Origin of the sequence: Streptomyces sp. 351MFTsu5.1 (genome assembly GCF_000383655.1) — a bacterium.
GTDB classification, from domain to species: domain Bacteria; phylum Actinomycetota; class Actinomycetes; order Streptomycetales; family Streptomycetaceae; genus Streptomyces; species Streptomyces griseorubiginosus.
The window spans coordinates 144881-161454 of the sequence record NZ_KB911781.1 but is presented as its reverse complement, the minus strand read 5'-3'; the positions used below and the strand labels follow the sequence as shown (position 1 = coordinate 161454).

Below are 16574 nucleotides of genomic sequence, written 5' to 3'. Positions count from 1 at the left end.
CGGCATGTCCACAACGCAGCCCATCGTGCACATCACCGAACGCTCCCTGTGGGAGGAGGCCCGGGCCAAGGGCACGTACGAGATCTCCACGCGCGGCCGCACCCTCCAGGAGGAGGGGTTCATCCACTGCTCGACCCGCGAGCAGCTGCCGCGCACGGCCGCCGCGTTCTTCGCCGACGTGCCCGACCTGGTGGTCCTCGTCATCGACCCCGCACTCCTCGACGTACCCCTGAAGTACGAGGCCCCCGAGCCCGGCGCCGAGGAGTTCCCGCACATCTACGGCCCGCTTCCGGTGGCGGCGGTCGTGGACGTGGAGCCGTGGGGGTGACCGGTCGCTTATGGCGCTGGGCCCTGCTGGTGTGGGCGGTTCTCGTGGTCGTCGCGGGCGCGCTGACGCTGTGGCTCCAGGACTCCGCCGAGCCGCCGGGGCCCTACGTCTGGGAGCGGAGCAGTCCGACGCCCTCGCTGCCGGACGGGTGGAGGTCGGCGTGCGCCGACGCCACCCCCGACAAGCAGGGCCGGAGCGACTGCCTGATCGTCACCGTCGGCTAGGGAGCCCGCCCGTCTCCGGATCCCGGCCCGTCAGGCAGTACAGGCCGCCCGCCGGGTCCCGCAGCACCGTCCAGCTCCTGCCTTCGGCGACGAACTCGGCGCCCAGGCGCTCGTGTTCGGCCCGTGTCGCCCCGACGTCCGCGCAGGCCAGGTCCAGGTGGGCGGAGGCGGGGCGTTCCTCCTCCAGGCGCTGGAGGAGGATGCGGACGGGGAAACCGGCCGGCGGCCTCAGCACGTGGAACTCGGGGAGCGAGCCGGGGAAGGACTCCCAGTCAGGCAACAGAGCGGTCCAGAAGGCGACTTCGGCCTCGTACAGGGATGGGGGGAGGTCCAGGCAGACCTGGTCGAGCCGGGCGCCCCGGAACACCGGCGGGCGGGCCGACTGCCCCCGCCAGGGATCGGCGCAGAACAACTGGCCCGCGGGGGAGCGCAGTACCACCAACGTCCCCTGATCGGCGACCACATGCGCGCCGAGCGCCTCTGCCGTCCTCGCGAACTTCCGTACGTCGTCGACGCAGAAGTCGATGTGCGCACCGCCGGGCCCGGAGGCGACGGCCTGGATCTTGACGCAGGCGTCGGTCCCCTCGGCGGGCAGCAGCGTGACGAACTCCCGCCGCTCACCGCGGAACCCGGACAGGCGGGTGCCCGTGACGCCGGCCCAGAAGTCGCAGGCCTGGGCGAAGCGGGGGACGGGCCGGTCCACGAAGGCGTAAGTCCAGCGGGTAGTCATGCGGTGATCGTAGGCGGCTCTACTTCGGCACCTGCATGAACCGCAGCATGTTCCCCGCCGGGTCCCGGAACGCGCAGTCCCGCACCCCGTACGGCATGTCCATCGGCTCCTGGATCACCTCGGCCCCGGACTCCCGGACGCGCGCGAACAACGCGTCACAGTCCGTGGTCGTGAAGTTGACTCCCCGCAACAGCCCCTTCGCCAGCAGCCGGGCCATCGCCTCCTTGTCCGCGGGGGACGCGTCCGGATCCGCCGCCGGGGGCTCCAGGACGATGTCCAGGTCCGGCTGGAGCGGCGAGCCGACCGTCACCCACCGCATCCCCTCGTACCCGACGTCGTTGCGCACCTCCATGCCCAGGACGTCCCGGTAGAACGCGATCGCCTTGTCATGGTCGTCGACGGCGATGAAGCAGTTCTTGAGTCTGATGTCCATGGGTTCACGTTAGGCCCGCCGGGGCCGGGTGTGCCTGCGGACCACGCACGGCGGGATCCCGGCGATCTCCTCGTGGGTGCGGGCGCGGTAGGCGCTCGGCGTCTCCCCCACCAGTTCGGTGAAGCGCGAGCTGAAGGAACCGAGGGAGGTGCAGCCGACCGCCATGCAGACCTCGGTGACCGACAGGTCGCCCCGCCGCAGCAGCGCCTTCGCGCGCTCGATGCGCCGGGTCATGAGATAGCCGTACGGCGTCTCCCCGAACTCCGCGCGGAAGCTGCGCTGGAAGTGGCCGGGGGACATCAGCGCGGTCCGGGCGAGCGCGGGCACGTCCAGCGGCTCGGTGTACTCGCGGTCCATTCGGTCCCGCGCCTGCCGCAGCCGCACCAGGTCCTCGACGCTCACCATGAGACGCTCACCATCACGCCAGCATCGCACGATGCTCACCGTCCGGGTGCGTGGACCTGGAACGGGCTTTGCCTCGCGTTCGTCTCCCGTACGGAAGCGCTTGCTCCCATGAGGGCATGGACCACATCACGTTCCTCGTGGCGGTCGTCATCGTCACGGCTCTGGCCTTCGACTTCACCAACGGATTCCACGACACGGCCAACGCGATGGCGACGTCCATCGCGACCGGCGCACTGAAACCGAGGACCGCGGTCCTGGTGAGCGGCGCCCTCAACATCGTGGGCGCCTTCCTGTCGACCGAGGTCGCCAGGACGATCTCCGGCGGCATCGTGGACGACACCCTCGTCTCACCCGGGATGATCTTCGCGGGGCTGGTCGGAGCGATTCTGTGGAACCTGCTGACCTGGCTGATCGGTCTCCCGTCGAGCTCCTCGCACGCGCTCTTCGGCGGGCTGATCGGCGCGGTCTGGGTCGGGGCGGGCCAGCACGGCGTGCACTTCGACAAGGTCGTCGAGAAGATCCTGCTCCCGGCCGTGGCCTCCCCCGTGGTGGCGGGTCTCGCGGCCCTGCTCGCCACCTACCTCGCCTACAAGCTGACCGCCCGCGCCCGCAGGGACTCGGTGACCAAGGGCTTCCGGCTCGGCCAGATCGCCTCCGCGTCCCTCGTCTCCCTCGCGCACGGCACCAACGACGCCCAGAAGACCATGGGCGTCATCACGCTGACCCTCATCTCCGCGGGCGCGCTCGGCCCCGACGCCGGTCCGCCGGTGTGGGTCATCGCCTCCGCCGGCCTCGCGATCGGTCTCGGCACCTACCTCGGCGGCTGGCGGATCATCCGCACCATGGGCAAGGGGCTCACCGAGATCCAGTCCCCGCAGGGCTTCGCCGCCGAGACGGCGTCCACGGCGGTCATCCTGACCTCCGCCCACCTCGGCTTCGCGCTGTCCACCACCCAGGTCGCCTCCGGCAGCATCCTCGGCGCGGGCCTCGGCCGGCGACTCGCCGAGGTCCGCTGGGGCGTGGCCGGCCGGATGGTCCTGGCCTGGCTGATCACCCTGCCCGCCGCCGCGCTGGTGGGCGGCCTGTCCGCGAGCGCGGTCAAGCACGGCGGCAACCTCGGCACCGTCGTCGTCGCCCTGGTCGGCGTGGCCGTCGCCGGGGGCATCGTGCTGCTGTCCCGCCGCAACCCGGTGAGCGCGCACAACGTCAACGACACCCACGAGGTCACCCTCCGCACCGAGCCGCCGGCCCGTGTCCGCACGGCCGCCTGAGCCTCCCCAGGAGTTCCTGTCATGAGCATCGACTGGTCCGCACTCGGCCAGGTCACCGCGGTGAGCGTCGGCGTCACCGTCGCCGTGGTCGTCGTCTTCGCACTCGGGGTACTCGGCCTCGCCCGATTCGAGGGAGCGCGGGAGGATGGCGGAAGCACGTCGACTCTCGGCGCCGCCCAGGCCGGCCTCTGCTTCCTGGCCTGCGCGGCGGTGGTGGCGTACGGCATCTACCTGATCGTGCCGCAGTTCCACTGACCCATCGAGACGAGAGGGGACCCAGGATGACGCCTCTGCCGACCGACCTGAAGGTCGACTACACCGATCCCGACGACCCCGTGCTCATCCGCCCGGACGGCGGCCCGATCGACACCTGGCGGGAGAACTACCCCTACCAGCACCGCATGGAGCGCAAGGAGTACGACTGGCACAAGCGGCTCCAGCAGATCGAACTGCTGAAGCTCCAGAGCTGGGTCAAGGAGACCGGACGCCGGCTGGTCATCGTCTTCGAAGGACGGGACGCGGCCGGCAAGGGCGGCACCATCAAGCGCTTCACGGAGCACCTGAACCCCCGTGGCGCCCGGGTGGTCGCGCTGGAGAAGCCGACCGAGCGCGAGAGCGGGCAGTGGTACTTCCAGCGGTACGTCGAACACCTGCCGACCGCCGGCGAGATCGTGCTGTTCGACCGGTCCTGGTACAACCGGGCCGGTGTGGAGCGGGTCATGGGCTTCTGCACGGACGACGAGTACCGGCGCTTCATGCGGCAGGCCCCGCTGTTCGAGCGGATGCTCGTGGACGACGGCGTGGACCTGCTGAAGTTCTGGTTCTCGGTCTCCCAGGGGGAGCAGCGCACCCGTTTCACGATCCGCCAGATAGATCCCGTACGGCAGTGGAAGCTCAGCCCCATGGACCTGGCCTCCCTGGACCGCTGGGACGACTACACCGCGGCCAAGGTCGCCATGTTCCGCGAGACGGACACGCAGTTCGCCCCCTGGACGGTGGTCAAGAGCAACGACAAGAAGCGCGCCCGCGTCGAGGCCATGCGCAGCGTCCTGGCCCGCTTCGACTACTCCGACAAGGACGAGGAGGTCGTCGGCACCCCGGACCCGCGGATCGTGGGCGCGGCGGCGGGGTTGTTGGAGGCGGGGGAGCACTGAGGGGCTCGCTGCGCAGAGGTGGCCGCGTCCTGTGGTCAGAACAGCACGAAGGGGCCCGGACGGTGAACCGTCCGGGCCCCTTCGGCCGCCTTCGGATCCGCGATGGTGCACCGATCGCCGACCAGGCGGAGCAGGCCGTGGGTCAGGCCTTCTTGGTCTCCCAGAAGATCTTGTCGATCTGGGCGATGTAGTCCAGGGCCTTCTGGCCGGTCGCCGGGTCGGTCGACGCCTTGGCGGCCGAGAGGGCCTTCAGGGTGTCGTTGACCAGCTGGTGCAGCTCCGGGTACTTCTCGAAGTGCGGGGGCTTGAAGTAGTCGCTCCAGAGCACGGAAACGTGGTGCTTCGCGAGCTCGGCGCGCTGCTCCTTGATGACCGTGGCACGCGCCTGGAAGTGCGGGTCGTCGTTGGCGGCCATCTTCTCCTGCACGGCCTTCACCGACTCCGCCTCGATGCGGGCCTGGGCCGGGTCGTACACACCACAGGGCAGGTCGCAGTGTGCGCTGACCTTGACCTTGGGGGCAAACAGGCGGGAAAGCATGGAGCATTCCTTCCTCGTGATCGTCTTCTCAGGTGCGACATTACTCCCTGGGAGAGCCGAATTCGCGAGTGCCCCCATGGGCTTAGGACAAAAGTCCGGGGTCAGACTGAGACTGGTGGATGAACGTACCGGGGAGGTGCCGGGGATGCCGGAGCTGTCGCAGGAGACCGAGCGGGGGAGGTCCTTGCTGCCCTTCCTCGGGGTGGCCGAGGTGACCGGGCCGTCGATGGTGCCCACGCTCCAGCACGGGGACCAGCTCGTCGTGCACTGGGGGGCCAGGGTCGGGATCGGCGACATCGTGGTCCTCAGGCATCCGTTCCAGCAGGACCTGCTCGTCGTCAAGCGGGCCGTGGAGCGTCGCGAGGGCGGCTGGTGGGTGCTCGGCGACAACGCGTTCGCGGGCGGCGACAGCACGGACTACGGCGTCGTACCCGAGGACCTCGTGCTGGGGAAGGCCCGGCTCAGGTACCGGCCGCTCAGGCCCGGTCAGCGCTCGCCGCTGGCCGCCGTGCGCTGGGCGGTGTCCGCGGTGCGGCCGCTGTTCGCCGACCGGTCGGCCTCCAGGCGCTTGCGGGCCCGGTAGGCGGCCACGTTGGCGCGGGTGGCGCAGCGGTCGGAGCAGTACCGCCGGGAGCGGTTGGTGGAGGTGTCGAGGTAGGCGTTGCGGCAGGGTGCGGCCTCGCACAGGCCGAGCCGGTCGACGCCGTACTCGGTGAGGTGGAAGGCCAGGCCCATCGCGGCGATGGCCGCGTAGCCCGCCGTCGCGTTGGAGGGGTGGTCCGCGAGGTGCATGTGCCACAGCGGGCGGCCGTCGTCGTCCCGGAAGTCGTGCCCGGAGATCTGCGGGCTCACCGGGAACTCCAGGAGCAGCGAGTTCAGCAGGTTCACCGCGAGGGTCTCGTCGCCCTGGTCCGCCGCCTCGAAGACCGCCCGCAGCCGCGCCCGGACGGAGCGGAAGCGGGTCACGTCGGCGTCCGTGGCCCGCCGGCCCGCCTCCTGTCCGGCACCGAACAGATCGCGGACGGCCTCGACGGAGGTCAGGGAGTCCTGGCCGCGGGCCGGGTCCTCGCTGTTGACCAGACGTACGGCGTAGTCCGAGTAATAGGCCAGTTCCACTTGTAGTCCTTACGGAGGCGTTCTATCGTCGGGATGCGGTCGGGTAACAGCTGATCGTGCTTCCAGGGTATTACGGCGATGACGGGACAGGGGGCTTTGATGACGACCGGTGTCGGAACCGACTGGCAGGCCTGGCAGGAGAGCTGGGACCGGCAGCAGGAGTGGTACATGCCGGACCGCGAGGAGCGGTTCCGGGTGATGCTCGACATGGTCGAGGCCCTCGTCGGACCCCGGCCGCGCGTGCTGGACCTCGCGTGCGGCACAGGAAGTATCACGGCCAGGCTGCTCGCCCGGTTCCCGGAGGCCACCAGCACCGGCGTGGACCTCGACCCGGCGCTCCTCGCCATCGCCGAGGGCACCTTCGCGGGCGACCGGCGGGTCACCTTCGTGACGGCCGACCTCAAGGACCCGGACTGGGCCGCGGAGCTGCCGCACGACTCCTACGACGCCGTCCTGACCGCCACGGCCCTGCACTGGCTGCACAGCGAACCCCTCGCGGTCCTCTACGGGCGGATCGCCGAACTCGTCCGCGACGGCGGCGTCTTCATGAACGCGGACCGCATGGTCGACGAGTCCACGCCCCGGATCAACACGGCCGAACGCGCGCAGCGCCACGCGCACATGGAACGGGCCCGGCAGAACGGCGTCCTCGACTGGGCCGCCTGGTGGGAGGTCGCCGCCGCCGACCCCGTCCTCGCGGGCCCCACGGCAAGGCGCTTCGAGATCTACGGCGAACACGCGGACGGCGACACCCCGTCGGCCCAGTGGCACGCCCGCGTCCTGCGCGAACGGGGCTTCGCCGAGGCGCGCCCGGTGTGGAGCTCACCGTCGGACACGCTGGTGCTCGCGCTGAAGTAGGGGCACGCGAAAGGGGCGGCACGACACCGTCGTACCGCCCCTTTCGTCGTCGTACCGCTAGAGCACCTTCGACAGGAACGACCTCGTGCGCTCGTGCTGAGGGTTCGTCAGGACCTCGCGGGGGTCGCCGGACTCGACGACCACGCCGCCGTCCATGAAGACCAGGCTGTCGCCGACCTCGCGCGCGAAGCCCATCTCGTGGGTGACGACGACCATCGTCATACCGGACTCGGCGAGGTCGCGCATGACGTCGAGGACGTCACCGACCAGCTCCGGGTCCAGCGCCGAGGTCGGCTCGTCGAAGAGCATCAGCTTCGGGTCCATCGCCAGGGCCCGGGCGATCGCGACGCGCTGCTGCTGGCCGCCGGAGAGCTGGGACGGGTAGTTTCCGGCCTTGTCGGCCAGTCCGACCCGCTCCAGGAGCTCCCCGGCACGGTCCCTGGCCTGGCCTTTGCTCACGCCCTTGACCTGGACCGGAGCCTCCATGACGTTCTCCAGCGCCGTCATGTGCGGGAACAGGTTGAAACGCTGGAAGACCATGCCGATGTCCCGGCGCTTCAGCGCGACCTCGCTGTCCTTGAGCTCGTACAGCTTGTCGCCCTTCTGGCGGTAGCCGACCAGCTCCCCGTCGACGTAGAGCTTGCCGGCGTTGATCTTCTCCAGGTGGTTGATGCACCGCAGGAAGGTCGACTTGCCGGAGCCCGAGGGGCCGATGAGGCAGAAGACCTCACCCTGCTTCACTTCCAGGTCGATGCCCTTGAGCACCTCGACCAGACCGAAGGACTTGTGGACGCCCTCGGCCTTCACCATGGCGGTCATGCGGTGCCTCCCGCCGACGAACGGTTCGACAGGGACAACAGGTTCGCCCTGATCTTCTGGAACGGCGTGCTGGGGAGCATGCGGCTGGAGCCGCGGGCGTAGTACCGCTCCAGGTAGTACTGGCCCACGCTGAAGACCGAGGTCAGCACCAGGTACCAGGCGGCAGCGAGGAACAGCATCTCGGCCGGCGCACCGGAGGTCTGCCCGATGTCCTGGGCGACGCGGAGCAGTTCCGAGTACTGCACCACGGACACCAGCGAGGTCGTCTTCAGCATGTTGATGACCTCGTTGCCCGTGGGCGGCACGATCACGCGCATCGCCTGCGGGATGACGATCCGGCGCAGCGTCTTGCTGTGGCTCATGCCCAGCGCGTGCGACGCCTCGGTCTGGCCCTCGTCGACCGAGAGCAGACCGGCCCGGCAGATCTCCGCCATGTACGCCGCCTCGTTGAGGCCGAGACCCAGCAGTGCCGTCAGGAACGGGGTCATGAACTGCGACCACTCGTCCTTGTAGATCGGCCCGAGGTTGATGTACTCGAAGACCAGGCCCAGGTTGAACCAGACGATGAGCTGGACCAGGACCGGGGTACCGCGGAAGAACCAGATGTAGAACCAGGCGACGGACGAGGTCACGGGGTTCTTCGACAGCCGCATCACCGCCAGCAGGATGCCGCCGACGATGCCGATGAGCATGCACAGCACCGTGAGCAGCAGCGTCTTGCCGACGCCGCTGAGGATGCGGTCGTTGAAGAAGTAGTCAGGGATCGCGCCCCAGTTGATCCTGCCCTGGGAGAACGCGTAGACGATGGCGCCCAGTGCGGCGAGCGCGATCACGGCGGAGACGTACCGCCCGTAATGACGGACCGGGATGGCCTTGATGGCCTCCGGGCGGGTCGGCGGGGTGTCCGCCGGCCCGTCCGTCTTGTCGATGTCAACAGTCACCGGTGTTGCCTTTCAGCGGACTCTGCCCGCGATCACTTGCCGCCGTTGACGGTGGCCTGGGTGACCGCGCCGGCCTCGACGCCCCACTTCTTGATGACCTTGTCGTAGTCGCCGTTCTTGATGATGGCGTCGAGGGCGGCCTTGAGCGCGTCGCGCAGCTGGGTGTCCTTCTTCGCGACCGCGATGCCGTACGGTGCGGCCTCGACCTGCTCGCCGACGAGCTGGAAGTCGTTGCCGCCGCCGGAGGTCTTCACGGCGTACGCGGCGACCGGGAAGTCGGAGGAACCGGCGTCCGCGCCGCCCGCGCGCAGGCGGGTCTGGGCCTGCTGGTCGTTGTCGAAGGACTCCAGGGCGATCTTCTTGCCACCCGTACACTTCTTCGACTCGGACTTGGCGAGGTCCTCGGACACGGTGCCGCGCTGCACGACGATCTTCTTGCCGCACAGGTCCGACCACGTCTTGATGTCGGTGTTCTTGCCCTTCTGGGTGTAGATCGAGACACCGGCCGTGAAGTAGTCCACGAAGTCGACGCCCTCGCCGACCTTCTTGCCGGTGTCGGAGTCGACGCCCTCCTGGCGGTCCTTGGTGTCCGTCATCGCCGACATGGCGATGTCGTACCGGTCGGAGCGCAGACCCGTGATCAGGGTGTCGAACGTGCCGTTCTCGAACTCGAACTTCACGCCGAGCTGCTTGCCCATGGCGTCGGCGAGGTCCGGGTCGATGCCGACCACCTTGCCGGTGCTGTCCTTGAACTCGACCGGTGCGTACGCGATGTCCGAGCCGACCTTGATGACGCCCTTGTCGCGGATCTCCTTGGGCAGCTTGTCCGCCAGCGGGGCGGAGGACGTGGAGGCGGAGCTGGAGCTGTCCGAGCCGCTGTTGGTCTGGTCCCCGCAACCGGTGAGGATCAGGGCGCCTGCGACCGCGATCGCGCCTACCGCGGCTGTCCTGGTGCGCGCGGCGGTCGTACGACGGGTGGTGCTTGCGGTCATTTTGGGTTCCTCCGGCGGATGGGTGGAGTTGCCGATGGGCGGGGCGGCCGCCGACAGGTTCGGCGGACTGCCTTCATTCCTCAGGTCGACGAGAGCACACGTCTTCGAGTGTCGCGACCTCGTGTGATGACGGCATCTTGCCATTCGGACTGGACCATTCAGGGAGACGGTCATGTCAAAATCGGATAACGGGTGACCCCCGAACCGGACCATGTCCGTACATCACGGCCGGACCATCTACGGGAATCTCGCATTCCGGCCGCAAGATCTTCGGTGCCGCTCGCGGGGCGGACGACCCGTACGGAGTGGGTCCGTGTCGCCCCGAGTGGCCCTCCGGTGATCGTCAAGGGGCCTCTGACGGTTTGTCCGGATGCCGATCCATGATTCATGTCACCGCCCTCCGATGATCGATGATCGATTTGCGCTGAGGCGTGTGACCTTGGCCGTACTGGACTCGTCCTCGACGCCGTTCGTCCGGTAAGAAGGTTCTTTACACCCCTCATCCGGGGCTCAGGGCGCGTGTGCGGCGCGCCCGTCGCGCAGCGGCCCGTACGTATCCGTATGGGTCCACGACCAGGGCCGTGCGCGGTGCCCGCCCGCTCCTCAATCAGGAGCGGCCACCCTCAAACCATGAAGACCTAAGGGGTACAACAAAGTGGCAGCGGAGATCGTCAATCCTCGCAGCGACAGCGATACGGGCCAGGACGGCGGGGCGGAGCCCCTCGATTCCTTCGACCCCGCGTTCGCGCTGCACCGCGGCGGCAAGATGGCTGTGCAGGCCACCGTGCCCGTCCGTGACAAGGACGACCTGTCCCTCGCGTACACGCCCGGCGTGGCGAAGGTGTGCAGCGCCATCGCCGAGCAGCCGGACCTCGTCCACGACTACACGTGGAAGTCGTCGGTCGTCGCCGTCGTCACCGACGGCACGGCCGTGCTGGGGCTCGGTGACATCGGGCCCGAGGCCTCCCTCCCGGTGATGGAGGGCAAGGCGATCCTGTTCAAGCAGTTCGGCGGGGTGGACGCGGTTCCGCTCGCGCTTGCCTGCACCGACGTCGACGAGATCATCGAGACCGTGGTCCGTCTCGCGCCGTCCTTCGGCGGTGTGAACCTCGAGGACATCTCGGCTCCCCGGTGCTTCGAGATCGAGCGGCGGCTCCAGGAGCGGCTCGACATTCCCGTCTTCCACGACGACCAGCACGGCACGGCCGTCGTGACGCTGGCCGCGCTGCGGAACGCCGCGCGGCTGAGCGGGCGGGCCATCGGGGATCTTCGTGCGGTGATCTCCGGGGCCGGGGCGGCCGGTGTCGCCATCGCCAAGATGCTCGTCGAGGCGGGCCTCGGGGACGTCGCGGTCGCCGACCGGCGTGGTGTCGTGTCCGCGGACCGGGACGACCTCACGTCCGTCAAGCGGGAGCTGGCCGGGTTCACCAACAAGGCCGGTCTGTCGGGGTCGCTGGAGTCCGCCCTGGCCGGCGCCGACGTCTTCATCGGGGTGTCGGGCGGGACGGTGCCGGAATCGGCCGTCGCCTCCATGGCGGAGGGGGCCTTCGTGTTCGCGATGGCCAACCCGAATCCCGAGGTGCATCCGGAGGTCGCGCACAAGTACGCGGCCGTCGTCGCGACCGGGCGGTCCGACTTCCCGAACCAGATCAACAACGTGCTGGCGTTTCCGGGGATCTTCGCGGGGGCGCTCCAGGTGCGGGCCTCTCGGATCACCGAGGGCATGAAGATCGCGGCGGCGGAGGCGCTGGCCTCTGTCGTCGGTGACGACCTCGCGGCGGACTATGTGATCCCGTCGCCGTTCGACGAGCGGGTTGCTCCGGCGGTCACGGCGGCGGTTGCCGCGGCGGCTCGGGCGGAGGGGGTTGCTCGCCGCTGAGCCTTTTCTGCGGGGAGTGTGGCTCCGTCCGGGCGATGTCGCTCGGGCGGGGCCATTTTTTGCCTGTGGGTTGGGCCGGTCGGGTCGTCTGTTTGGCTGCGGGGTCGGTGGGGGCGGGCGTTTTGCGCCCACGCGGCGGAGCCGCATAGCGATACAGCAGCCCCGCGCCCCGGGGGGCCTGCGGCGGCCCGTTGCGGTCCGGTGGGGGCGGGCGGTCCCGTCGTAGCGCAGGCCGGCCGCAACTCCCCAGGGGCGCGGGGAACTGCGCGACCAGCCACGACGGACCTCAAGCCGCCCGACAACCGCACCGGGCACTTTCATAGGCGCCCGGCTCAAGCCCAGCGCAGCGGGGGCGCGGGGAACTGCGCGACCAGCCACGACGGGCCTCAAGCCGCCCGACAACCGCACCCGGCACCCTCCTAGGCGCCCGGCTCAAGCCCAGCGCAGCGCTCTGCGGCACGTGTCACAACGCGTCTCGGTTCCCCGTGTCGTCGGGGGACCCTATCGTCAAGGTCATGTTCGCTGTCTACGCCGCCCGCATCGACCGCGACAACCCGCTCTCGGGACTGGAGTTGGGGGAGCGTCCGGCCCCCGAAGCCCGTTCGGGGTGGAGCGTCGTCGATGTGAAGGCCGCTTCCCTGAATCACCATGACCTCTGGTCCCTGCGCGGCGTAGGCCTCGCCGAGGACAAGTTGCCGATGATCCTCGGCTGTGACGCCGCCGGGGTCGACGAGGACGGCAACGAGGTCGTCCTGCACTCCGTCATCGGGCAGAGCGGGCACGGTGTCGGGCCCAAGGAGCCGCGGTCCATCCTCACGGAGCACTATCAGGGGACGTTCGCCGAGCGGGTCGCCGTGCCGACCTGGAACGTGCTGCCCAAGCCGAAGGAGCTGTCCTTCGCCGAAGCCGCCTGTCTGCCCACCGCCTGGCTGACGGCGTACCGGATGCTCTTCACCAACGCGGGCGTACGGCCCGGTGACTCCGTGCTCGTGCAGGGCGCCGGCGGTGGTGTCGCCACGGCGGCCATCGTGCTCGGGAAGGCCGCGGGGCTGCGGGTCTTCGCCACGAGCCGGGACGAGGCCAAGCGGAAGCGTGCCGTGGAGCTGGGCGCCGTGGAGGCGCTGGAGTCCGGGGCGCGGCTGCCGCAGCGGGTGGACGCCGTCATCGAGACCGTGGGCGCGGCTACCTGGTCGCACTCGGTGAAGTCGCTCAAGCCCGGCGGCTCGCTGGTCATCTCCGGCGCCACGAGCGGCGACCGTCCCTCGCACGCCGAGCTGACCCGGATCTTCTTCCTGGAGCTCAAGGTCGTGGGGTCGACCATGGGGACCAAGGACGAGCTGGAGGATCTGCTCGCCTTCTGCGCCGCCACCGGTGTGCGTCCCGTCATCGACGAGGTGCTGCCCATGGACCGTGCCCGTGAGGGGTTCGAGCGGATCGCGGCCGGTGACCTCTTCGGGAAGGTCGTGCTCACCAACAGCTGATCCTTGTCCCTTTGCAGACGGCCGGTCCCCTCGGGGGCCGGCCGTCTGCGTGCGTCAACCACGGTTGACACCTGTCGGCTGTCAATGTAGGTTGACAGCATGACCGAAGCAACGGATCTCGCCGAACGGGCCGGTGACCGCGACCCCCGCGTCGGACTGCGTGCCGTCGCCGCGCTGCGCAGGCTGCTGGAGCAGCTGGAGTCGGTGCAGGTGCGCAGTGCGCGCAATCAGGGCTGGTCGTGGCAGGAGATCGCCGCCGAACTCGGTGTGAGCAGGCAGGCCGTGCACAAGAAGTACGGGAGGCATTGATGTTCGAGCGGTTCACCAAGGACGCCCGGGCCGTGGTCACGGGCGCCGTCGAGCACGCCGAGGAGGCCGGGGCCGGGTCCGTGGACGCCGAGCACCTGCTCCTCGCCCTGCTGGACCGAGAGGGCAGCCGGGCCTCCTTCGCCCTCGGGCTCACGGAGCGCGGGGACGCCGTACGGCAGGCGCTCGGTCAGGCCCGGCGGCGGGCCGGACTGTCCCAGGCGGACACCGAGGCCCTGGCCGGGCTCGGCATCGACGTCTCGGAGATCGTCGCCCGGGTGGAGGAAGCGCACGGGGCCGGCGCCATGGACGGCGGCGGGCAGGGGCCCCGGCCCGGACGGCGGCGCCCCTTCGGCAGGGGCGCCAAGGAGACGCTGGAGAAGGCCCTGCGCATCGCCGTGGCCCGCCGGGACCGGCACATCGGCGACGAGCACATCCTGCTGGCGCTGACGGTCAGGCCGGGGGTGTCCGGTGAGGTTCTCGCCGACCACGGGGTGACCCATGAGGCGGTGACGCGCGTCCTGTACGGCGGGGGCGCGGCGAAGGCCGGCTGAGCGGGGGTTGCCCGCTCCGGCGGTACGGTCCGGCCGGCGGCGCCGGAGCCGTGTCGCCGGCCGCAGCCGTACCGCCTGCCCGAGCCGTACCACCCGACGCCGGGCCGGTCACGCCTTCGGGGCCCGCAGCAGTGCTCCTATGTGCGCCGCCGCCGTCGACAGGTGACGGCGGGCGTCGCGGAGCTGGTCGGCCGTGATGCCGTGGTCGCGGGCCGCGTCCCGGACGTCGTCGCGGAAGCGGTCCAGCAGCCGGTCCAGGTCGCGGGCCGGGTTGCCGGTGGAGTCCTCGTGGGCCCAGGACGGTTCGTACTCGGCGGGGAAGTCCTCGGGCGTGCGGGAGTAGTCCGGGCCCGGTGCCGAGCCCTCGGTCTTCTCGAACCTCCCGGCCTTCTCCGGCTTCGCGCCGCCCTGGCCGAAGCCGAAGTCCTTCCCGAACTCCTTGCCGTAGTCCTTCCCGAACTCGCCGAACTCCTTGGCCAGTTCGGTCAGTCCCTCGCGCACCCCCGTCGGCCAGTCGCCGCGTGCGAAGTGGTCCTGCACCTGCTCCTGGACACGGCGGGCGATGCGCTGCACCTCCTCCTGGGCCTGCTCCCGCGCCCGGTCCTGGGCCTCCTTGGCCTGGCGGCGGGCCCGCTGGGCCTCCTCACGGGCCCGGCGGCTCTCGTCCTTGGCGCGCCGGGCCTGCTCCTTCCACTCCTGCTTGACCCGGCGCATCTCCTCCTTCGCGGCCCGCCACGACTCCTTGTCGCCGTACTCCGTGAAGTCGCCGAAGGGGCCCTCGGACTCGGCGCCGGCGCCCTTGCCGGCGCTGCCGGACCCCCGGCGGGCCTCGGTGGCCGCCGCCCGCATCTCGCGCCGCAGGTCGCCCGCCGCGCCGCGTACGTCGGCCCGGATCTCGGCGGCGAGCTCGGCGACCGACTCGCGGATCTCCAGCTCCAGGTCGGCCAGTTCACCACTGCGGTCGGCCAGCTCGGCGCGGCCCGCGTCCGTGATGGCGTACACCTTGCGGCCGCCCTCGGTGGTGTGGGTGACCAGCCCCTCGGCCTCCAGCTTGGCGAGGCGGGGGTAGACGGTGCCCGCCGAGGGGGCGTACAGGCCCTGGAAACGCTCCTCCAGGAGCCTGATCACCTCGTAGCCGTGGCGCGGGGCCTCGTCCAGCAGCTTCAGCAGGTAGAGGCGGAGGCGGCCGTGGGCGAAGACGGGGGGCATGTCAGAGCACCTTCTTGTCGGTCGTGCCGTCGGCCGGGGGAGTGGACGTGTCCGTGGGGGTGGACGTGTCCGTGGGCGTGGGGCTCTCGTCCTGGCCGGAAAGGGGATTGTCCCCCGGCGCACTGTCCCACGGCTCCTCCTCGTCCTCCCGGGCCGGGCGCCGCAGCAGGGCGATGGAGCCGGAGACGGTGGTGGCGCGGAGCTTTCCGGTGCCGGCGCCCAGGCGGCCGGTGACCTTGTGGGCGCCCCACTGGCCGTGCACCCGCAGGCCGTCGAAGGCGTTGGAGATCGTCCCGCTCGCGGTGTTGGCCTCCACCTCCGCGTCCGCCGGCTGGGGCAGCCGGATGGCGATCTCGCCCGAGACGCTGGTCAGCCGGACGTCGGTGGGGCCCTCCGGGTCGAGGTCCACGATCATCGAGCCGCTGACCGAGTCCGCCCGCACGGAGGAGCCCGAGCCCTCCACGACGGTGAGATCTCCGGAGACCGAGTTGAAGCGCAGGTCACCGGTGACGGCCTGGGCCTCCAGGTTCCCGGAGACGGTGTCGGCGCGGACGGGCCCCGACAGGCCGACCAGGGTCGTGTCGCCGTTGACCCCCTTCACCACCGACGGGCCGCGCACCCCGGACACCACGGCCCCCGCGCTGACCACGCCCACTTCGACGCGGGTCTCGGCCGGGACCGCGAGGGAGACGACCGCGCTGCGCCGCCAGCCCTTGCGGTCGAGCCACTTGAGGAAGCCCTTCCAGGGCAGGTCCTCGTACGCCACGGTCAGGGTGCCTGCCTCCTGGGTGACGATCAGGGGCGGGCCTTCGATCTCCGAGACCTCCAGGCGGGCGGAACCTTCGTCCGTGCCCACCACGTTCACCGTTCCGTTGACGATGCGTACGTGAAGTTCGCGGACGGGCTCGTCGAAGGTGAGCTTGCTGGGCTCAGTGACGGACCACTCGGACATGGTGGTAGACCTCCCCGTAGCAACGCGCCATATCGCGTCTCCTGCAATTCACGATATATCGTGGACCTCGAAAGTCAAGGCACTCTTTCGGGGGAGGGGACGGCCGTGGACGCACGGCACAACGCAAAAGGCGCCCCCGAAGGAGCGCCCCGCACACCACCGTGGCCCTACTCGTCGTCCTCGTCGTCCAGGCGGGCCAGCCACGTGGCCAGTCGTTCCACCGGCACCTCGAAGTCGGGATTGAGGTCGACGAAGGTCCGCAGCTGCTCGGCCAGCCACTCGAAGGTGACCTCCTCCTCGCCGCGCCGCTTCTCCAGCTCTTCGATGCCACGGTCCGTGAAGTACATGCCGTCAAGGATAAGTGCGCTCAAACGGCCGGGCCGC

General features: G+C 70.1%; 22 protein-coding genes. 11 read left to right on the top strand and 11 right to left on the bottom strand.

The window, feature by feature from the left end:
• The first annotated feature begins 4 nt into the window (after positions 1-4).
• Positions 5-328 carry a DUF952 domain-containing protein gene (locus H295_RS47970; protein WP_234021635.1) on the top strand — a complete coding sequence of 108 codons (324 nt, stop codon included), beginning with the start codon at positions 5-7 and terminating at the stop codon, positions 326-328.
• Positions 325-552: a hypothetical protein gene (locus H295_RS0117575; protein WP_234021631.1), complete on the top strand. Its 228-nt coding sequence runs from the start codon at positions 325-327 to the stop codon at positions 550-552. The genes H295_RS47970 and H295_RS0117575 overlap by 4 nt, the downstream gene beginning before the upstream one ends.
• On the opposite strand, the gene H295_RS0117570 is transcribed toward H295_RS0117575, so the two are convergent.
• From H295_RS0117570 to H295_RS0117560, 3 genes are read right to left on the bottom strand one after another with little or no spacing between them, the layout of a single operon-like run.
• Complete coding sequence (locus tag H295_RS0117570) at positions 539-1282, bottom strand: VOC family protein (protein ID WP_020136644.1); 744 nt, start codon at positions 1280-1282, stop codon at positions 539-541. The genes H295_RS0117575 and H295_RS0117570 overlap by 14 nt on opposite strands.
• Before the next feature lie 19 nt (positions 1283-1301).
• Positions 1302-1715, bottom strand: coding sequence for a VOC family protein (locus H295_RS0117565; RefSeq protein WP_020136643.1), 414 nt, complete (start codon positions 1713-1715; stop codon positions 1302-1304).
• A gap of 9 nt (positions 1716-1724) precedes the next feature.
• Positions 1725-2120: a helix-turn-helix transcriptional regulator gene (locus H295_RS0117560; RefSeq protein WP_020123529.1), complete on the bottom strand. Its 396-nt coding sequence runs from the start codon at positions 2118-2120 to the stop codon at positions 1725-1727.
• A gap of 116 nt (positions 2121-2236) precedes the next feature.
• Here H295_RS0117560 and H295_RS0117555 point away from each other — a divergent pair, with 116 nt between their 5' ends.
• The 3 genes from H295_RS0117555 to ppk2 are packed head-to-tail and all read left to right on the top strand — an operon-like array spanning position 2237 to position 4545.
• Positions 2237-3391: an inorganic phosphate transporter gene (locus H295_RS0117555; RefSeq protein ID WP_020136642.1), complete on the top strand. Its 1155-nt coding sequence runs from the start codon at positions 2237-2239 to the stop codon at positions 3389-3391.
• Positions 3392-3412: 21 nt separating this feature from the next.
• On the top strand, positions 3413-3646 hold the full coding sequence (locus tag H295_RS0117550; RefSeq protein WP_020136641.1) for a hypothetical protein: 234 nt from the start codon (positions 3413-3415) through the stop codon (positions 3644-3646).
• 26 nt (positions 3647-3672) lie between these two features.
• Positions 3673-4545: a polyphosphate kinase 2 gene (ppk2, locus tag H295_RS0117545; RefSeq protein ID WP_020136640.1), complete on the top strand. Its 873-nt coding sequence runs from the start codon at positions 3673-3675 to the stop codon at positions 4543-4545.
• A gap of 142 nt (positions 4546-4687) precedes the next feature.
• Here ppk2 and sodN read toward each other — a convergent pair whose 3' ends face one another.
• A complete protein-coding gene (gene sodN, locus H295_RS0117540) occupies positions 4688-5083 on the bottom strand; it encodes a superoxide dismutase, Ni (RefSeq protein WP_020136639.1) in 396 nt (131 codons plus the stop codon).
• Between the two features lie 145 nt (positions 5084-5228).
• Here sodN and sodX point away from each other — a divergent pair, with 145 nt between their 5' ends.
• Positions 5229-5666, top strand: coding sequence for a nickel-type superoxide dismutase maturation protease (sodX, locus tag H295_RS0117535; protein WP_020136638.1), 438 nt, complete (start codon positions 5229-5231; stop codon positions 5664-5666).
• Here sodX and H295_RS0117530 read toward each other — a convergent pair.
• Complete coding sequence (locus H295_RS0117530; RefSeq protein WP_020136637.1) at positions 5570-6199, bottom strand: CGNR zinc finger domain-containing protein; 630 nt, start codon at positions 6197-6199, stop codon at positions 5570-5572. The genes sodX and H295_RS0117530 overlap by 97 nt on opposite strands.
• A gap of 99 nt (positions 6200-6298) precedes the next feature.
• Between H295_RS0117530 and H295_RS0117525 the strand changes: the two genes are divergently transcribed.
• The gene (locus tag H295_RS0117525; protein WP_020136636.1) at positions 6299-7057 is read left to right on the top strand and encodes a class I SAM-dependent methyltransferase; all 759 of its coding nucleotides are present in this window, start codon (positions 6299-6301) and stop codon (positions 7055-7057) included.
• Between the two features lie 57 nt (positions 7058-7114).
• Here the strand turns inward: H295_RS0117525 and H295_RS0117520 are convergent, their stop codons facing one another.
• From H295_RS0117520 to H295_RS0117510, 3 genes are read right to left on the bottom strand one after another with little or no spacing between them, the layout of a single operon-like run.
• Complete coding sequence (locus H295_RS0117520) at positions 7115-7876, bottom strand: amino acid ABC transporter ATP-binding protein (protein ID WP_020136635.1); 762 nt, start codon at positions 7874-7876, stop codon at positions 7115-7117.
• Positions 7873-8817 carry an amino acid ABC transporter permease gene (locus H295_RS0117515; protein WP_020136634.1) on the bottom strand — a complete coding sequence of 315 codons (945 nt, stop codon included), beginning with the start codon at positions 8815-8817 and terminating at the stop codon, positions 7873-7875. The genes H295_RS0117520 and H295_RS0117515 overlap by 4 nt, the downstream gene beginning before the upstream one ends.
• Before the next feature lie 32 nt (positions 8818-8849).
• The gene (locus H295_RS0117510) at positions 8850-9809 is read right to left on the bottom strand and encodes an ABC transporter substrate-binding protein (RefSeq protein ID WP_020136633.1); all 960 of its coding nucleotides are present in this window, start codon (positions 9807-9809) and stop codon (positions 8850-8852) included.
• A gap of 655 nt (positions 9810-10464) precedes the next feature.
• On the opposite strand from H295_RS0117510, the gene H295_RS0117505 reads away from it, so the two are divergent.
• The 4 genes from H295_RS0117505 (at position 10465) to H295_RS0117490 (ending at position 14029) form a co-directional block, all read left to right on the top strand.
• Entirely contained in the window at positions 10465-11688 is a 1224-nt protein-coding gene (locus tag H295_RS0117505; protein WP_020136632.1) for an NAD(P)-dependent malic enzyme, read from the top strand.
• Positions 11689-12203: 515 nt separating this feature from the next.
• Positions 12204-13169 carry a zinc-binding dehydrogenase gene (locus H295_RS0117500; RefSeq protein ID WP_020136631.1) on the top strand — a complete coding sequence of 322 codons (966 nt, stop codon included), beginning with the start codon at positions 12204-12206 and terminating at the stop codon, positions 13167-13169.
• A gap of 99 nt (positions 13170-13268) precedes the next feature.
• Entirely contained in the window at positions 13269-13478 is a 210-nt protein-coding gene (locus H295_RS0117495; RefSeq protein WP_007384656.1) for a helix-turn-helix domain-containing protein, read from the top strand.
• Positions 13478-14029 carry a Clp protease N-terminal domain-containing protein gene (locus tag H295_RS0117490; protein WP_020136630.1) on the top strand — a complete coding sequence of 184 codons (552 nt, stop codon included), beginning with the start codon at positions 13478-13480 and terminating at the stop codon, positions 14027-14029. The genes H295_RS0117495 and H295_RS0117490 overlap by 1 nt, the downstream gene beginning before the upstream one ends.
• Before the next feature lie 108 nt (positions 14030-14137).
• Here the strand turns inward: H295_RS0117490 and H295_RS0117485 are convergent, their stop codons facing one another.
• The 3 genes from H295_RS0117485 to H295_RS0117475 all read right to left on the bottom strand — a co-directional run bounded on the left by H295_RS0117485 (position 14138) and on the right by H295_RS0117475 (position 16537).
• Positions 14138-15238 (bottom strand): PadR family transcriptional regulator, encoded by a 1101-nt coding sequence (locus H295_RS0117485; RefSeq protein WP_020136629.1) that lies wholly within the window; start codon positions 15236-15238, stop codon positions 14138-14140.
• Position 15239: 1 nt separating this feature from the next.
• Positions 15240-16190 (bottom strand): DUF4097 family beta strand repeat-containing protein, encoded by a 951-nt coding sequence (locus tag H295_RS0117480; protein ID WP_020136628.1) that lies wholly within the window; start codon positions 16188-16190, stop codon positions 15240-15242.
• A 167-nt stretch (positions 16191-16357) separates the two neighbouring features.
• Positions 16358-16537, bottom strand: a complete 180-nt coding sequence (locus H295_RS0117475) for a DUF6104 family protein (RefSeq protein WP_003992906.1) — start codon at positions 16535-16537, stop codon at positions 16358-16360.
• Positions 16538-16574 lie beyond the last annotated feature (37 nt).

What these genes read in the sequence shown, in the direction of transcription:
- H295_RS47970 (WP_234021635.1), top strand. Translation starts at nt 5, where the DNA reads ATGTCCACAACGCAGCCCATCGTGCACATCACCGAACGCTCCCTGTGG.
- sodN (WP_020136639.1), bottom strand. Translation starts at nt 5,083, where the DNA reads ATGCTTTCCCGCCTGTTTGCCCCCAAGGTCAAGGTCAGCGCACACTGC.
- H295_RS0117510 (WP_020136633.1), bottom strand. Translation starts at nt 9,809, where the DNA reads ATGACCGCAAGCACCACCCGTCGTACGACCGCCGCGCGCACCAGGACA.
- H295_RS0117475 (WP_003992906.1), bottom strand. Translation starts at nt 16,537, where the DNA reads ATGTACTTCACGGACCGTGGCATCGAAGAGCTGGAGAAGCGGCGCGGC.
- H295_RS0117560 (WP_020123529.1), bottom strand. Translation starts at nt 2,120, where the DNA reads ATGGTGAGCGTCGAGGACCTGGTGCGGCTGCGGCAGGCGCGGGACCGA.
- H295_RS0117490 (WP_020136630.1), top strand. Translation starts at nt 13,478, where the DNA reads ATGTTCGAGCGGTTCACCAAGGACGCCCGGGCCGTGGTCACGGGCGCC.
- ppk2 (WP_020136640.1), top strand. Translation starts at nt 3,673, where the DNA reads ATGACGCCTCTGCCGACCGACCTGAAGGTCGACTACACCGATCCCGAC.
- sodX (WP_020136638.1), top strand. Translation starts at nt 5,229, where the DNA reads ATGCCGGAGCTGTCGCAGGAGACCGAGCGGGGGAGGTCCTTGCTGCCC.
- H295_RS0117550 (WP_020136641.1), top strand. Translation starts at nt 3,413, where the DNA reads ATGAGCATCGACTGGTCCGCACTCGGCCAGGTCACCGCGGTGAGCGTC.
- H295_RS0117565 (WP_020136643.1), bottom strand. Translation starts at nt 1,715, where the DNA reads ATGGACATCAGACTCAAGAACTGCTTCATCGCCGTCGACGACCATGAC.
- H295_RS0117555 (WP_020136642.1), top strand. Translation starts at nt 2,237, where the DNA reads ATGGACCACATCACGTTCCTCGTGGCGGTCGTCATCGTCACGGCTCTG.
- H295_RS0117480 (WP_020136628.1), bottom strand. Translation starts at nt 16,190, where the DNA reads ATGTCCGAGTGGTCCGTCACTGAGCCCAGCAAGCTCACCTTCGACGAG.
- H295_RS0117495 (WP_007384656.1), top strand. Translation starts at nt 13,269, where the DNA reads ATGACCGAAGCAACGGATCTCGCCGAACGGGCCGGTGACCGCGACCCC.
- H295_RS0117570 (WP_020136644.1), bottom strand. Translation starts at nt 1,282, where the DNA reads ATGACTACCCGCTGGACTTACGCCTTCGTGGACCGGCCCGTCCCCCGC.
- H295_RS0117485 (WP_020136629.1), bottom strand. Translation starts at nt 15,238, where the DNA reads ATGCCCCCCGTCTTCGCCCACGGCCGCCTCCGCCTCTACCTGCTGAAG.
- H295_RS0117520 (WP_020136635.1), bottom strand. Translation starts at nt 7,876, where the DNA reads ATGACCGCCATGGTGAAGGCCGAGGGCGTCCACAAGTCCTTCGGTCTG.
- H295_RS0117500 (WP_020136631.1), top strand. Translation starts at nt 12,204, where the DNA reads ATGTTCGCTGTCTACGCCGCCCGCATCGACCGCGACAACCCGCTCTCG.
- H295_RS0117525 (WP_020136636.1), top strand. Translation starts at nt 6,299, where the DNA reads ATGACGACCGGTGTCGGAACCGACTGGCAGGCCTGGCAGGAGAGCTGG.